Annotated in this window: 17 protein-coding genes; 10 read left to right on the top strand and 7 right to left on the bottom strand. The window is 68.6% G+C overall.

The features are described 5' to 3' along the window. Positions 1-49: 49 nt before the first annotated feature. Positions 50-400 carry a metalloregulator ArsR/SmtB family transcription factor gene (locus AB0E69_RS40105; RefSeq protein ID WP_360159380.1) on the bottom strand — a complete coding sequence of 117 codons (351 nt, stop codon included), beginning with the start codon at positions 398-400 and terminating at the stop codon, positions 50-52. Positions 401-514: 114 nt separating this feature from the next. Between AB0E69_RS40105 and AB0E69_RS40100 the strand changes: the two genes are divergently transcribed. Further along, entirely contained in the window at positions 515-1744 is a 1230-nt protein-coding gene (locus tag AB0E69_RS40100; protein WP_360159377.1) for a sodium:proton exchanger, read from the top strand. 21 nt (positions 1745-1765) lie between these two features. Here AB0E69_RS40100 and AB0E69_RS40095 read toward each other — a convergent pair whose 3' ends face one another. The 4 genes from AB0E69_RS40095 to AB0E69_RS40080 all read right to left on the bottom strand — a co-directional run bounded on the left by AB0E69_RS40095 (position 1766) and on the right by AB0E69_RS40080 (position 5063). Then, positions 1766-2059 (bottom strand): WhiB family transcriptional regulator, encoded by a 294-nt coding sequence (locus AB0E69_RS40095; RefSeq protein WP_360159374.1) that lies wholly within the window; start codon positions 2057-2059, stop codon positions 1766-1768. A 47-nt stretch (positions 2060-2106) separates the two neighbouring features. After that, positions 2107-2628 (bottom strand): GNAT family N-acetyltransferase, encoded by a 522-nt coding sequence (locus AB0E69_RS40090; protein ID WP_360159370.1) that lies wholly within the window; start codon positions 2626-2628, stop codon positions 2107-2109. Then, positions 2629-3597: a zinc-binding dehydrogenase gene (locus AB0E69_RS40085; protein WP_360159367.1), complete on the bottom strand. Its 969-nt coding sequence runs from the start codon at positions 3595-3597 to the stop codon at positions 2629-2631. 254 nt (positions 3598-3851) lie between these two features. Continuing rightward, positions 3852-5063 (bottom strand): NADP-dependent malic enzyme, encoded by a 1212-nt coding sequence (locus AB0E69_RS40080; RefSeq protein WP_360159364.1) that lies wholly within the window; start codon positions 5061-5063, stop codon positions 3852-3854. 163 nt (positions 5064-5226) lie between these two features. On the opposite strand from AB0E69_RS40080, the gene AB0E69_RS40075 reads away from it, so the two are divergent. From AB0E69_RS40075 to AB0E69_RS40040, 8 genes are all read left to right on the top strand, one after another. After that, positions 5227-6069 (top strand): ABC transporter substrate-binding protein, encoded by an 843-nt coding sequence (locus AB0E69_RS40075; protein WP_360159361.1) that lies wholly within the window; start codon positions 5227-5229, stop codon positions 6067-6069. Next, on the top strand, positions 6066-6893 hold the full coding sequence (locus tag AB0E69_RS40070) for an amino acid ABC transporter permease (protein ID WP_360159358.1): 828 nt from the start codon (positions 6066-6068) through the stop codon (positions 6891-6893). The genes AB0E69_RS40075 and AB0E69_RS40070 overlap by 4 nt, the downstream gene beginning before the upstream one ends. Then, entirely contained in the window at positions 6893-7645 is a 753-nt protein-coding gene (locus AB0E69_RS40065) for an amino acid ABC transporter ATP-binding protein (protein WP_360159355.1), read from the top strand. The genes AB0E69_RS40070 and AB0E69_RS40065 overlap by 1 nt, the downstream gene beginning before the upstream one ends. A gap of 168 nt (positions 7646-7813) precedes the next feature. Further along, positions 7814-8725, top strand: coding sequence for an ABC transporter substrate-binding protein (locus AB0E69_RS40060; RefSeq protein WP_360159352.1), 912 nt, complete (start codon positions 7814-7816; stop codon positions 8723-8725). 7 nt (positions 8726-8732) lie between these two features. Next, positions 8733-9701, top strand: a complete 969-nt coding sequence (locus AB0E69_RS40055) for an amino acid ABC transporter permease (protein WP_360159349.1) — start codon at positions 8733-8735, stop codon at positions 9699-9701. Continuing rightward, entirely contained in the window at positions 9702-10478 is a 777-nt protein-coding gene (locus AB0E69_RS40050; protein ID WP_360159346.1) for an amino acid ABC transporter ATP-binding protein, read from the top strand. 165 nt (positions 10479-10643) lie between these two features. Then, positions 10644-11036: an anti-sigma regulatory factor gene (locus tag AB0E69_RS40045; RefSeq protein WP_360159343.1), complete on the top strand. Its 393-nt coding sequence runs from the start codon at positions 10644-10646 to the stop codon at positions 11034-11036. Continuing rightward, positions 11033-11830, top strand: coding sequence for an RNA polymerase sigma factor SigF (locus AB0E69_RS40040; protein WP_360159341.1), 798 nt, complete (start codon positions 11033-11035; stop codon positions 11828-11830). Before AB0E69_RS40045 ends, AB0E69_RS40040 begins: the two co-directional genes overlap by 4 nt. A gap of 3 nt (positions 11831-11833) precedes the next feature. Here the strand turns inward: AB0E69_RS40040 and AB0E69_RS40035 are convergent, their stop codons facing one another. Then, the gene (locus AB0E69_RS40035; RefSeq protein ID WP_360159338.1) at positions 11834-12169 is read right to left on the bottom strand and encodes a hypothetical protein; all 336 of its coding nucleotides are present in this window, start codon (positions 12167-12169) and stop codon (positions 11834-11836) included. Between the two features lie 517 nt (positions 12170-12686). Here AB0E69_RS40035 and AB0E69_RS40030 point away from each other — a divergent pair. After that, on the top strand, positions 12687-12938 hold the full coding sequence (locus AB0E69_RS40030; protein ID WP_130383822.1) for a WhiB family transcriptional regulator: 252 nt from the start codon (positions 12687-12689) through the stop codon (positions 12936-12938). A 923-nt stretch (positions 12939-13861) separates the two neighbouring features. Here AB0E69_RS40030 and AB0E69_RS40025 read toward each other — a convergent pair. Continuing rightward, a complete protein-coding gene (locus AB0E69_RS40025) occupies positions 13862-15340 on the bottom strand; it encodes a sensor histidine kinase (protein WP_360159335.1) in 1479 nt (492 codons plus the stop codon). Between the last annotated feature and the right edge of the window lie 158 nt (positions 15341-15498).

Below are 15498 nucleotides of genomic sequence, written 5' to 3'. Positions count from 1 at the left end.
CGAAACCCCCGGCACCCTTACGGGCCCGTGACGCAGTCCGCGGGGATGATCAGCCCGTGTGTGGCGGCCGGGTACGGCGGGGTGGGTCCGGGGCCAGGGAACCGTCGGGGGCGATGTGTTCGAAGATCTGGTCGACGAGGTTGAGGACGTGCGGGTCGTCGACGGTGTAGATGTGGCGGCGGCCTTCGCGGCGGGCGGTGATGATGCCGGCCAGGCGGAGTTTGCCGAGGTGCTGGCTCGCGGTGGCGATACTCACGCCGACCCGCTCCGCCAGGGTGCCGACGTCGTACTCGCCCTGCGCGGCCAGCGACACCAGGTGCAGCCGGACGGGGGCGGAGAGCATGGCGAAGGTGCCCGCGGCGGAATCGAGCTGCGCCTTCGTCGGTTCACGGTTGGTCATCGCGCAGTCATTGTGACCGGTGGACCCCGGTCCGGACAGCGCGCCGGGCCGAGGTGTGTACGGTCTCACACTTGCGCAATTGCGAAAGTATCAAAACGGTGGCAGGCTGGAACCATGTTCCGAGCCCTCCGCCCTGTGCTCCTGCTGCTCGTGGTGGCGACCCCCGCGGTCGCCCTCCGGCTCTCCGGCACCCACCTCCCGGCGCTGGCCTCGATCGCGATCTTCGGCCTCGCCGTCGTCGCGGCGTCGTTCGTGCTCGCCTGGGCGGCCGAGGCGGCGGAGATGGACATCTCGGGCGGTCTGGCGATCGCACTGCTGGCGGTCATCGCCGTACTCCCGGAGTACGCCGTCGACCTGTACTTCGCGCACACCGCGGGGTCGAACCCGGACTACGTGCAGTACGCCGCGGCCAACATGACCGGCTCGAACCGGCTGCTGCTCGGGCTCGGCTGGTCCAGCGTCGTCCTGATCAGCCTGTACGTCGCCTCGCGCCGGAGCGGGCAGTCCGTCAAGGCGCTCGTGCTCGAGTCCGGCTACCGCCGCGAGCTCGGCTTCCTGGCCGTGGCCGGGGTGGTTGCGTTCGTGATCCCGGTGACCGGCGAGATCCACCTGGTGCTCGGGCTCTTGCTGCTGGCGTTCTTCGCCTACTACCTCTACCGCGCGGCGACGTCGGAGCACGGCGAGGAGCCGGACCTGATCGGGCCGGCGGCCACGATCGGCGGGCTGCCGAAGGTGCAGCGGCGGATCGCGGTGACCGGGATGTTCGTGGTCTCGGCGGTGGTGATCCTGGCGGCGGCGGAGCCGTTCGCGGACTCGCTGGTCGAGGGCGGTCAGGCGCTGGGGATCGACCAGTTCCTGCTGGTGCAGTGGCTGGCTCCGCTGGCGTCCGAGGCGCCCGAGTTCATCGTCGCGCTGCTGTTCGCCTGGCGTGGCAAGGGCGCGGCGGCGCTGGGCCTGCTCATCTCTGCCAAGGTCAACCAGTGGACCCTGCTGATCGGCAGCCTTCCCATCGCGTACGGGATCGGCGGCGGCGGTCCGGCCCTGCACCTCGACGGTCGTCAGATCGAGGAGTTCCTCCTGACCGCAACGCAGACGCTGCTCGGCCTGGCCATCCTCCTCAACCTGCGCTTCCCCCGCTGGGCGGCGTGGACCCTGTTGGGTCTCTTCGCCGTCCAGTTCGCCGTACCCGGTCAGACCGGCCGCTACATCATCAGCGCGATCTACCTGGTCCTCGCAGCCGCCGCGGCCATCCACAACCGCAAGCAGCTCGTCCCCACCCTCGCCTCGCCCTTCCGCCGCACTCCCACCCCCGCCGAACCAGAGCGCGAACTGGTCAACGCATAGCCTCAGGCTGGGGCTTGGTGGCTAGCTGGCTTCTTGGGTCAGGTCTGGGCGGGCGCGGCGTTCGTGCGGGCCGGGGCGGCCGCGGCGGCGGCCGGAGAGGAACTTCTCACCCGCGGCAGTGCCGGTGAACTTCGTCCGCCGGGCCCACTCGCGGCAGTCCTCCAGCACCGGGCAGGACGTCAGGCAGATCGCCTGCGCCTTCCGCTGCTCCCACTGCGACGCGTCGTCGTCGTACGCCGGTCCCTGCCCAACGCACGCAGCCCGCGCCATCCACTGGTCTGCCGGATCCACAATCACCGTCAACGTCGGCCTCATGGCACCAGCGTGAACCCTGTGCGTTGCCTGGGTGAGACACCTTTGTTTCAGGCGTGAAACATCCGGGTCCGGACCATCCGCAGCTCGTTCACCCCGAAGAACGGATCTCCGGACACCACGCCGTCGGCGCTGAACCCCTGCCGGCGGTAGAACCGGATCGCCCGCTCGTTCCCCTCCAGCACCCACAGACTGGCCGGCTGGTTGCCGGTAGCAACCTCCATCAGCCGGCTCCCGAGCCCGGTGCTCCACCACGCCTTCCGGACGTAGATCGCCTGCACCTCGAGCGGTACGACGGCGTCCTCGTCATCGTTCGGCCGGATCGCGACGAACCCCACGACCCGGTCCCGGACCTCGGCCGCGGGGTCAGGGTTCAGCGCGATCCAGCGCTGACGACCCTCGCGCGCGGCCTGCGACCAGCGCGAGATGCGGGTCGGGATGTCCGCCGTACGCTCCGCCAGCTTGGCCGGCTCGACGAGGTCGGCGTACGCCTCCTGCCAGCACTGCAGGTGGCACCATGCGCCGGCTTCGGCGTCCTCGACCCCGGCCAGTCTGATCTCGGGCTGCTGCACTCAGACAGTAAAGACGATCTTGCCGAAGACGTCGCCCGCGTTCATCTTCGCGAAGCCGTCGCGGGCTTCGGCGAGCGGGAGGACGGAGTCGATGTGCGGCGAGATGCCGGCGTTCGCCATGAACTGGACGAGCTCGGCGAGCTCGGTCCGGGTGCCCATGGTGGAGCCCTGGACGCGGAGCTGGAGGAAGAAGATCCGGTTCAGCTCGGCGGACTTCGGCGCCTGGCCGCTGGTCGCGCCGGAGATCACCAGCGTGCCGCCCTGCTTGAGCGACTTGAGCGAGTGCGACCAGGTCGCCTGCCCGACCGTCTCCATCACCGCGTCGACCCGCTCCGGCATCCGCGCGCCGGACTCGAACGCCTCGTGCGCGCCGATCTCCACAGCCTTGGCGCGCTTGCCCTCGTCCCGGCTCGTGGCCCACACGCGGATCCCCGCGGCCCGGGCCAGCGTGATCAGCGCCGTCGCTACGCCACCACCGGCACCCTGCACGAGCACGGTGTCGCCGGGCTTCAGGCCGGACTGCGTGAACAGCATTCGGTACGCCGTCAACCACGCGGTCGGCAGACACGCCGCCTGCTCGAAGCTCATCCCAGCCGGCTTCGGTACGACGTTCCGCGCCGGCACCGCGACCTTCTGCGCCAGCGTGCCCTGGTACCGCTCACTCAGCAACGACCGCTTCGGATCCAGCGTCTCGTCACCCTTCCACGCCGGATCCGACACCACCGCATGCACGACCACCTCGTTGCCGTCGGGGTCCACGCCGGCGGCGTCACACCCCAAGATCATCGGCAGGTTCTGCTCAGCCAGCCCAACCCCCTTCAACGACCAAAGATCGTGATGATTGAGCGCGGTCGCCTTCACATCGATGGTCACCCACCCCTCGGGCACCTCCGGGTCCGGCCGCTCCCCCACCTCCAACGCAGCTACCGGATCGTCGGCGTCAAACTTGGCGGCATAAGCAGCAAGCATGCGACCCACCCTAGGCCGTGACCCCGCGCCCGTCAGTTACCGACTTCACGCCACCCGCCCGCCCTCGCCCGCCCTCGCCACCGCCCGCCCGCGCCCGCGCCCGCCCTCGCCACCGCCCGCCGCCACACGAGGGGAGAACCCCTTGAGTTGAGCCTTCTCCCCTCGCATACCAGGGGAGAAGGCTCAACGGGAGGGGATATCCCCTCGTGTGGCGGCGGGCGGCGGGCGGCGGCGAGGGCGGGCCGGGTGGTGGGTCAGGGGCGGGCTACGCCGTCGGATTGGGCGGCGACTGCTACTGCGGCGGCGACGGCTGGGGCGACGCGGGTGTTGAAGGGGGACGGGATGATGTAGTCGGGGCGGAGGTCCGTTGGGGGGATGAGGTCGGCCAGGGCTTCGGCGGCGGCGAGTTTCATGCCTTCGGTGATGCGGCTGGCGTTGGCGTCGAAGGCGCCTCGGAAGATGCCGGGGAAGGCCAGGACGTTGTTGATCTGGTTGGGGAAGTCGGAGCGGCCGGTGGCGACCACCGCGGCGTGCCGGTGGGCGATGTCGGGGTGGACCTCGGGGTTCGGGTTGGCCAGCGCGAAGATCATCGCGTCGTCGGCCATCCGGGCGATGGCTTCCTCGGGGACGGTGCCGCCGGAGACGCCCAGGAAGAGATCGGCACCCTCGAGAGCGTCGACCAGGCGGCCGGACAGACCGCCGGTGTTGGTGTCGCGGGCCAGGGAGAGCTTGACCGGGTTCAGGTCGCCGCGGTCCTCGTGCAGGACCCCCTTGCTGTCGACCACCGCGAGGTCACCGACCCCCGCCTGCAACAGGATCCGCGCGCACGCCACACCGGCCGCGCCGGCGCCGGAGATGACCACTCGGATGTCGGAGATCGACTTCCCGGTGACCCGCAGCGCGTTGCGGAGCGCGGCCAGTACGACGACCGCCGTACCGTGCTGGTCGTCGTGGAAGACCGGGATGTCCAGCCGTTCCTTCAGCCGGCGCTCGATCTCGAAGCAGCGCGGCGCGGAGATGTCCTCGAGGTTGATCCCGCCGAACGTCGGCGCCATCCGCGCGACCGTCTCGACGAACTCGTCCACGTCGGTGCAGTCCAGCGCGATCGGCACCGAGTCGACGCCGCCGAACTCCTTGAACAGCAGGGCCTTGCCCTCCATCACCGGCAGCGACGCGGCCGGGCCGATGTCACCGAGTCCGAGCACCGCGGTGCCGTCGGTGACGACCGCGACCACGTTGGACTTCCAGGTGTACCGGCGGACCAGCGACGGGTCCTCGGCGATCGCCGTACAGACGCGCGCGACGCCCGGCGTGTAGGCCTTGGACAGATCGTCCGCATCGCGGACGGGGACCGAGGACGTGACCTCGATCTTCCCACCTCGGTGCAGCTCGAAGACTGCATCGCCGCCAAATGGATCAAGCGCAGTGGGGCCGGAAACGGGGGACTCAGCAGGCTGGGCGACCATCAGTGCCCTTTCGAAATGTCAGCGGAAAATGTTCGAGTAGCAGGGGATCGCCCGTGCGGACGAGTAAACCACAGGGCCAACTGGTCTGCTGTGAGGGGGCCCACACGGCACCGGCATGTGCCAGGATTCGGGGATTCACAACCCCTGCCGAGGAGAACTCGCGATGAATATCGTCCCCACTCCCCGCACGACGCGCGCGGCCATTGCCCTGGCCGTCGTGCTCGCCCTTGGCCTGTCCGCCTGCGGCAGCGGCGACAGCAAGAGCGGCGGGTCCGAAGACAAGGCGAAGGCGGCCGGCATCACGCTGGTCAAGCCGGGCAAGCTGACCGTCTGCACCCACCTGCCGTACAAGCCCTTCCAGTACAAGGACGGCGGCAAGGTCGTCGGCTTCGACGTGGACCTGCTCGACCTGGTCGCCAAGGACCTGGGCATCGAGCAGGAGGTGGTGAACATCGAGTGGTCGCAGATCACCTCCGGTGCCGCGTTCGCCGCGAAGAAGTGCGACATGGGCATGGGCGCGATGACGATCCGGGCGGACCGGCAGAAGGCGCTCGCGATCACCGACCCGTACATGGACGCCACCCAAGTGCTGCTGGTGAAGAAGGACTCGCCGTACAAGTCGCTCGCCGACCTGAAGGGCAAGAAGATCGGCGTCCAGGCCGACACCACCGGCAAGGACTACGCGAACGCGCACAAGGCCGAGTTCGGGTACGACGTGGTGACGTTCGACGACCTGACGCTGCAGACCAACAACGTGAAGTCGGGCCGCGTCGACGCCGGCATCAACGACAACGGCGTGCTCTACCCGTTCGTCTCGGAGAACCCGGACACCACCGTGGCGGCCGAGTTCAACACCGGTGAGCAGTACGGCTTCGCCGCGAAGAAGGACGACCCGAGCGGCACCAAGCTGGTCGAGAAGTTCAACCAGCTGCTGACCAAGGCGAAGTCCGACGGCAGCTACAACGAGATCTACAAGAAGTGGTTCAAGACCGAGCCGAAGAAGTGAGCGCGACCGACCGGACCACCGTTGCCTCCCGGCCGGGGCTCAGCCCCCGGCAACGGGCCCAGCGGTGGCGCATCGTCCAGTACGGCGTACTCGTCGTCCTGGTCCTGCTCGCGGTGTTCGCGGCGAACTGGAAACAGATCGGCGACGTCTTCTTCCGGCCCGAGCTGATCAAGACCGCGCTGACCGAGGGTCTCCCGCAGGCGTTGCTGAAGACGCTGGAGTACACGGCCGGGGCGTTCGTCCTCGGCCTGGTCGCGGGGACCGTGCTGGCGCTGATGCGGCTGAGCTCGGTCGGGCCGTACCGGTGGCTGGCGACGGCGTACATCGAGTTCTTCCGCGGGCTGCCGGCGATCGTGGTGTTCATCGCGTTCAGCCTGCTGCCGTTGGCGTTCGAGGGGATGACGGTTCCGCTCGACCCGTACGGCGTGGTCTGGCTGGCGCTCGGGATCGTCGCGGCGGCGTACATGGCCGAGGTGATCCGGGCCGGGATCCAGGCGGTACCGCGGGGGCAGATCGAGGCGGCCCGCTCGCTCGGGATGCCGGCCGGGGTGGCGATGCGGAAGATCGTGCTTCCGCAGGCGTTCCGGATCGTGCTGCCGCCGTTGACCAACGACCTGATCCTGCTGGTGAAGGACTCCTCGCTGGTCTTCATCATCGGCGTCTCCACCAGCGGCAACGAGCTGACCGGCTTCGGCCGGGAGCTGGCCAACAGCGAGTCGAACCTGACGCCGCTGATCACGGCCGGCTTCTGCTACCTGATCATCACGCTCCCGCTGGGCATTCTGGTACGGCGGCTCGAGGCGAGAACGGCGAGGACGCGCTGATGGCACTGGTAGAGATCAAGAACCTGCACAAGTCCTTCGGCGACAACCACGTCCTGCGCGGGATCGACTTCACGGTCGAGCAGGGCGAGGTGGTCTGCGTGATCGGACCGTCCGGCTCGGGCAAGTCGACGCTGCTGCGGTGCGTCAACCTGCTGGAGAAACCCCAGCAGGGACAGGTGTTCGTCCGCGGTGAGGACATCACCGACCCGGACTGCCACCTGGACGCGGCGCGGCAGCAGATCGGGATGGTGTTCCAGCAGTTCAACCTGTTCCCGCACCTGACCGCGCTGGCGAACTGCACGGTCGCCCAGCGCACGGTCCTCAAGCGCGGCCAGCAGGAGGCGGACCGGACCGCCCGCGCGAACCTGGAGCGGGTCGGCCTGAGCGACAAGGTCACGGCGTACCCCGCCCAGCTGTCGGGCGGTCAGCAGCAACGCGTCGCGATCGCCCGGGCGCTGTCGATGGACCCGGCGCTGATGCTGTTCGACGAGCCCACCTCGGCACTCGACCCGGAGCTCGTCGGCGACGTCCTCACGGTGATGCGCAAACTGGCGCTCGACGGGATGACGATGCTCGTCGTCACCCACGAGATGGCCTTCGCCCGCGAGGTCGCCGACCGCGTCGTCTTCATGGACGCCGGCGTGATCGTCGAGCAGGGCCCACCCGCCGACGTCATCGGCAACCCCAAGGAGGAGCGCACTCGCACCTTCCTCCGCCGGGTCCTCGACCCCACCCACGTCGAGCCGACCTGAGTCGTCACGCTGCGTGCCCGGGTGATCGACGGGCCGCAGCGTGACACGCTGTTACCACAACGAAAAGGTCTCCATTCGGGGTCGGTGCGTCAGTCATCGAGGGTGGCCTGTGTCAAGATGCGGGCACACGGCGCCGGGACCGTTCGGCGCCCGGTTTTGGAGGACTAGATGGCTGTCCTGCGGAGGACGCTCGTGTTGTCCGGCGTCCTGGTTCTGGCCGCCGCCGGCTGTGGCTCGAACTCGCTCGAGGGCGGGTCGACCAGCGCACCCACGAACAGTTCGTCGTCATCGTCGGGGACCCCGTCGACCGGCGGACCGGACCTGAGCGGCGCGCTCCCGGCCAAGGTCAAGGCGGCCAAGAAGATCACCGTCGGTGTCGACGCCAGCTACCCGCCGAACGAGTTCCTGCAGGGCGGCAAGACCGTCGTCGGCATGGACGTGGACCTGTTCAACGCCGTCGCGCAGAAGTTCGGCGTCACGGTGGACTGGCAGCCGGCCGGCTTCGACACCATCATCACCGGTGTCCAGGGCGGCAAGTACGACCTGGGCATCTCGTCGTTCACGATCAACGCCAAGCGCAAGCAGCAGGTCAACATGGTCAGCTACTTCAACGCCGGCACCCTGTGGGCGACCGCGAAGGGCAACCCGAAGGGCATCAAGGCCGACGACGCGTGCGGCAAGACCGTCGCGGTCCAGAAGGGTACGACGCAGCTCGAGGACGACATGCCGAAGCGGCAGGCCGCGTGCAAGGCCGCCGGCAAGCCGGAGATCAAGCTCGTCGTCCGCGAGAAGCAGGACCAGGCGACCGCGGACCTCGTCGGCGGCAAGGCCGACGCGATGCTGGCCGACTCCCCGGTCGTGCTGTACGCGATCAAGCAGACCAACGGCCAGCTCGAGCAGCTCGGTGACATCTACGACGCCGCGCCGTACGGGTACGTCGTACCGAAGGCGGAGACCGCGTTCGCGCAGGCGATCGTGCACGCGCTGCAGGCCCTGAACACCGAGGGCACGTACAAGAGCACGCTGCAGAAGTGGAACAACGACTCGGGTGCGATCACCGATTTCGCCGTGAACCCGTGAGGTTTGGATGAGTACGGATACCACCGAGGCCCGGTCGACGGACGCAGTACCCGATCGGCCGGGGGCGATCAACGCCGTCCCGGTCCGGCACCCCGGGCGGTGGGTGGCGATCGCGATCATCGTCGTCCTGGTCGGGATGCTGGTCCACCTGCTGGTGACCAACAAGGCCTTCGACTGGAGCTTCGTCTTCCAGGCGATGAACCAGCAGCCGGTGATCAAGGGGTTCCTCAAGGGGACCCTGCTGGTCACCGTGCTGTCGATGATCGTCGGCGTCGCGGGCGGTGTGCTGCTCGCGGTGATGCGGCTGTCGGACAACCCGATCCTGTCGGGGGCCTCGTGGGTCTTCACCTGGTTCTTCCGGAGCGTCCCGCGGTACCTGCTGCTGTTCACGATGGGCACGCTGGGGGTGCTGTTCCCGCAGGGTGTCTCGTTCGGCGTCCCGTTCGACTGGAAGCTGATCGACTGGCTGGGGCTGTCCGGTGACTGGCGGTTCCTGAACCTGGACGCCAACCAGGTGTTCACCGGCCTGACCGCCGGTGTGATCGGGCTCGGGCTGTCCGAGGCGGCGTACATGGCAGAGATCGCCCGCGCCGGCATCATGAGCGTGGACCGCGGCCAGGCCGAGGCGGCCGAGGCGCTCGGGATGAGCCGGGGCAAGGTGATGCGCCGCGTGGTGCTGCCGCAGGCGATGCGGGTGATCGTGCCGCCGACCGGCAACGAGACGATCGCGATGCTGAAGGACACCTCGCTGCTGCTCGCCGTACCGGTGATCGGCGAGCTGTTCTACCAGCTGCAGTCGATCGGGAGCACGTACTACAAGACGTTCCCGATCGCGGTCGCGGCGACGTTGTACTACCTGGCCGCGACCAGCGTGCTGATGGTCGGCCAGTACTTCCTCGAGCGGCACTTCGGCCGCGGCTTCGGGACGACCAAGGCACCGCGGGCCACCCGCCCGGCCGGGGCGGGAGGTGCGTAGATGAACCTCGTCCATGCGGTCAACGTGACGAAGTCGTTCCACCACAACGAGGTGCTCAAGGGCATCGACCTCGACGTCGAGCGCGGGCAGGTGGTCTGCCTGCTCGGGCCGTCGGGTTCGGGCAAGACCACGTTCCTGCGCTGCATCAACCAGCTGGAGACGATCGACGGCGGCCGGATCTGGGTCGACGGCGAGCTGATGGGGTACGCCGAACGCGACGGCAAGCTGTACCGCCTGAAGAACAAGGAGATCGCGGCCCAGCGGCGCGAGATCGGGATGGTGTTCCAGCGGTTCAACCTGTTCCCGCACAAGACCGCGATCGAGAACGTGATGGAAGCGCCGATCCAGGTCAAGGGCGAGAGCAGGAAGACCGCGAGGGGGCGGGCGCAGGAGCTGCTCGACCGGGTCGGGCTCGGCGAGCGGTGTGCGGCGTACCCCGCGCAACTGTCCGGCGGGCAGCAGCAACGTGTCGCCATCGCGCGTGCGCTGGCCATGCAGCCGAAGCTGATGCTGTTCGACGAGCCGACGTCCGCGCTGGACCCGGAGCTGGTCGGCGAGGTGCTCGCGGTGATGCGGGAGCTGGCCGATGACGGGATGACGATGATCGTCGTCACCCACGAGATGTCGTTCGCCCGGGACGTCGCCGACACCGTGGTCTTCATGGACGGCGGCGTCGTCGTCGAGGCCGGCCCACCCAGGCAGGTGCTCGGCAACCCCCAGCACCAGCGCACCAAGACGTTCCTCACCAGGCTCCGTTCGGAACACGAACACGCCTGATGACGCGATAGGGGCCTGGACTGAGGAGCGGAGGGAGCGCAGCGACCGGAGCGACGAGGGAAGGCCGGGAGTCGCGGCCCCATGACCACGCCGGTGCCGAAGGCCCGGCCGAAAGCACTGTTGGATGATGTTTACGGCGTACGGGCCTATTTGCGAGGAGACGATGTGAGCAGCACCGGACGATCTGCCGAGGTCCGCTTGAGCATCCCGGCGGACAGTGCCTACATCGCCGTACCGCGGTCCGTGGTCGGCAACCTCGCTGCCCGGAACGACTTCACCCTGGACGCGATCGACGACCTGCGGATCGCGGTCGACGAGGCCTGCGCACTGCTGCTGCCGGAGGCCGAGGACGGCGTCCTGGAGTGCGTGTTCGAGATCGCCCCGCCGCAGCTGACCGTGCGTACCAGCGCTGTCGTCGCGAACGGCTGGACCCCGGACACCGACTCGTTCGGCTGGACCGTCCTGACCGCGCTGGTCGAGTCGGCGGCCGCCGAGACCCTCGACGGCCGACTCACCATCACCGTGACGGCGACCGCCACCGCCACGGAGACCGCGTGACTGACGAACAGGTCCTGGGCGCAGCTCAGGAGTCTCCAGATCTACGGACCCGGACGGCCACGCTGTTCCGGGCGATGGCGGCCGCCCCGGGGCCGCGCGACCCCGCACACACCCTGGCCCGCGACGGGCTCGTGGCCCTGCACATGCCGCTCGTCGAGCACCTGGCCCGCCGGTTCCGTAACCGCGGCGAGCCGTACGACGACTTGGTGCAGGTGGCAACCATCGGTTTGATCAAAGCGATCGACCGTTTCGACTCGGATCGCGGCGTCGAGTTCTCGACGTACGCCACCCCGACGATCCTGGGCGAGATCAAGCGGTACTTCCGGGACAAGGGCTGGGCGATCCGGGTGCCCAGACGCCTGCAGGAGCTGCGGTTGTCGCTGACCGCGGCGACCGCGGAGCTGACTCAGGAGCTCGGCCGGGCACCGACCGTCGCCGAGCTGTCCGAGCGGCTCGGCCTGTCGCCGGACCTCGTGATCGAAGGCCTGGAGTCCGCGAACGCCTACAACACGTTGTCGCTGGACGCACCGGACCAGAACGAGACCGACGCCACGACAGTGCTGGACGGGCTCGGGGGCGAGGACGAGGCGCTGGAGAGCGTCGAGTACCGGGAGTCGCTGAAACCCCTGCTGGCACAGCTGGACACGCGCGAGAAGCGGATCCTCACCCTGCGCTTCTTCCGCGGCATGACGCAGTCCCAGATCGCCGAGGAGATCGGCATCTCGCAGATGCACGTGTCCCGCCTGCTGGCCCGCACCCTGACCGAGCTGCGCGCCGGACTCCTGAAGGAGTAGGAGCTACAGCACCGGGTGGTCGTCGGCCCGATCGCCGGCGAGAGCCTCGGTGGAAGCCTTCTGGAACACGCAGATCAGCACCGCGAGGGACGCGATTGCGAGGGCGACGGCAACGACCTTGGTCGACCCGCCCCAGAAGCTGTAGGCAACCAGCAGCTGGATCAGCTGGGTGAAGACTGTCGGCCCACGGCTCCAGCGAGCGGCATGCCACAACCCGCGGAACGCGACCAGGACCAGAGCTGCGCCGTACACCACGAAGAACGCAGTTGTGGTCAGTCCGAGCACGAGCCGGTCGCCGTGAATCGTAAATGCTTCGGCAATTCCAAGAACGACGAGCACAAGGCCTTCCGCAGCGACCACGGCCGCGGCTAACTTGAGCGGTCTCGGAACGGCGGCAGCTGGGGTGTCGGTCGGCACTTCGCCAGCTTAGTGCTCTAGTCCGGGGTCTTTTGGGTACACGGGTGGTCACCTGCGCCGGCCGTGTTTCCGGACGGGCGCGTGGGACCTCGGCCCAACAGGGAATCGAGGTTGTGCGTAACCAAAAGGTGGTTGGAACGGTTACCTGCAGTGAACGGGCGATTGCAGATGGGACCCTCTGTCCGGTTACCGGACGGGGAGAACCGCTCTGCGTCGGTCCGTAGTGTTAAGGAAGTGTTGTGATCTGATCGACAACTCCAGAACCCTTGTTTCACTCAGCTGAGATTGGGAACATGGTGACGTTCGTGAAAGCGTTCACAACGCGCCGCACTTCAAGACCCCCCAGTGCGACAACGAACCACACGAGTACAGCACCCGCTGATCGGGCACAGAACTGACCGACAGCGTACGACAACTACTGAGAGAGATGGGATCCGCCATGGATTGGCGCCACCGGGCCGTATGCCTCGACGAGGACCCGGAACTGTTCTTCCCCATCGGCAACACCGGCCCCGCGATCATGCAGATCGAGGAAGCCAAGCAGGTGTGCCGCCGCTGCGACGTGCGTGAACAGTGCCTCGCGTGGGCGCTGGAAGCCGGCCAGGACCACGGTGTCTGGGGTGGCCTGAGCGAGGACGAGCGCCGCGCCCTCAAGCGCCGCAACGCCCGCCAACGCATCCGCACCGCCTGAACAAGTCCTCTCCGAGGCCCCGCGGGCTCCCGCGGGGCCTTTCTGTTTCTACATTCGCGGGTGCAGCTGGTACGGCGGACCCTCGCGGTGCTCCGCAGGCGCCATTCGTCGCTCCGCTCCTCACAGCGCCCGCTGCGCGCCGCCCCACCCACCCGTCTTCTTCCGGGCTGCCGCCCGGGGGTTTCCGGCTAGCGCCGGGGGTTTGCGGGCTGCCGCCCGCGGGTGAGTACACCCCTCGCGGTGCTCCGCAGGCGCCATTCGTCGCTGCGCTCCTCACAGCACCCACTACGCGCCGCCCCACCCACCCCTCCTCTTCCGGGCTAGCGCCCGGGGTGGCTCGCTGGCGCTCGCGGGTTGCGGCTGACGCCGCGGGTTCCGGCTGACGCCGGGGTGGCTCGCTGGCGCTCGCTTGCTCGCGGCTGTCGCCGCGGGTTGCCGGCTGCCGCCCGCGGGTGAGTGCTCCGGGCTGGCGTCCGTGAGTGAGCGCACGGTGGTGCGTGGTGCTGTGATGCACCTCCAGCCGAGTCGGCCGCCTACAACTCCACAGCTGCAGCCGGCGTGGTCACTCGTACGGTTAACCTCTCGAGTGGTCGGTTCACCCCTGGTACACGAAGGGTGAACGGCTCATCTGAAGGGTTAACCCCTCGGCTGGCGACAGGCCCCGAGCGCCAGAGCAGCACCCCGCGTGGCGAACCACCTCACCCGTCACCACTCGTCTGATTACGAGCAGACGCCAGCCCGGGGCCCTCACCCGCGGGCGGCAGCCCGCAACCCGCGAGCGTAGCGAGCCACCCCCGGCGCCAGCCGGAAACCCCCGGGCGGCAGCCCGGAAGAAGACGGGTGGGGTGGGGCGGCGCGTAGCGGGCGCGGAGGAGGAGCGCAGCGACGACGTGCGACCGCGCAGCACCGCGAGGGGGTATCCGTCAGTCTTTTACCGGGATGTCGAGGGTTACCTGGGTGCCGGGGTGGGTGTCGTGGCGGGGGCCGAAGGTCAGGGTGCCGTCCAGTTCGCCGATGACCAGCGTGCGGACGATGGACAGGCCGAGATTGCCCGACAGTTCGGAGTCGAAGTTGGGTGGTAGGCCTTTGCCGTCGTCGATGACGGTGATGTGGAGGCGGCCGACCGAGCGCTCCGCGATCAAGTCGATAGTCCCGTGGGCCTCACCTCCGTCGCGGGTGGCGAAGGCGTGTTCGACCGAGTTTTGCATGAGTTCGGTCAGGACCATCGCCAGCGGAGTCGCGACTTCGGAGTCCAGTACGCCGAAGGAGCCGGAGCGGCGGGTCTCCACCGACGTCGCGACCGTGGAGACGTCCGCGACCATCGCCGCCACCCGGTCCGCCACGTCATCGAAGTCCACGTGCTCGTCGAAGGACTCCGACAAGGTCTCGTGGACGATCGCGATCGAGCCGACCCGCCGTACGGCTTCGGCCAGCGCCGCCTGGCCTTCGGGGACTGTGATCCGCCGGGCCTGCATCCGGAGTAACGCGGCGACTGTCTGCAAGTTGTTCTTGACGCGATGATGAATCTCCCGGATGGTCGCCTCCTTGGTGACCAGTTCCCGTTCCCGGCTGCGCAGCTCCGTGACGTCGCGGAGCAGGATCAGCGCACCCGTGTGGGCGCCGTCCGCACGCAGCGGGATCGCCCGCAGGAAGAGCGTGGCCTGCGGGTTCTCGATCTCGATCTCCTTGGCCGCGCGGCCGGTCACCACCGACGCCAGCACGTCGTCGACCTTCAGGCCGTTGTGCAGCAGGTCCGCGGTCACGTCCTTCAGCCGCGAACCGACCAGATCGGTCACAAGCCCCATCCGCCGGTACGCCGACAACGCGTTCGGGCTCGCGAACGTCACCATCCCGTGCCGATCGACCCGGATGCAGCCGTCCCCGACCCGCGGAGTGGTCGACAGCAGCCGCTCGCCGCCGTACGGGAAGACGCCGTCGGTGATCATCCGGGCGAGGTCGGTCGCGCTCTGCAGGTAGGCGATCTCCAGCCGCGACGGCGTCCGGACACCGAGCAGGTTGGTGTTCCGGGCGATCACCGCGATCACCCGCGATCCGCGCCGGACCGGAATCGTCTCCACCCGCACAGGTACGTCGTCGCGCCACTCCGGGTCGCCCTCGCGGCAGATCCGGCCGCCGTCGTACGCCTGGTCGAGCAGGTGCCGCCGGCCGCGCGGGATGAAGCTCCCGACGATGTCGTCGAGGTACGCCGTCGGCCCGGTGGTCGGCCGCATCTGCGCACCGGCCCAGAACCCGAGCCCCTCGGTGTCGGGCAGCCAGAGGACCAGGTCGGCGAAGGACAGGTCGGCCAGCATCTGCCAGTCAGAGACGAGCAGCTGCAGCCGGTCCAGGTCAGCCTGGTCGAGGGTCGTGTGGTTCCGGGCCACATCGCTCAGAGACGGCACGCTCCGATGCTAGTGCCCCGCGTCGGAGGTTGTTTGAGTGATTGCGGCGCCCAGGCACGCACCTCGCGGTGGCGGAGGAGCGGCCTCGATGCTTTTCCATCGTGGCCGTTCCTCCGCTGCCGCGAGGTGCGTGCCTGGGCGCCGCAAGCGCCAAAGAA

The sequence above is a fragment of the Kribbella sp. NPDC026611 genome (genome assembly GCF_040638345.1).
Lineage (GTDB): Bacteria > Actinomycetota > Actinomycetes > Propionibacteriales > Kribbellaceae > Kribbella.
This window is presented reverse-complemented; position numbering and strand designations above follow the sequence as displayed.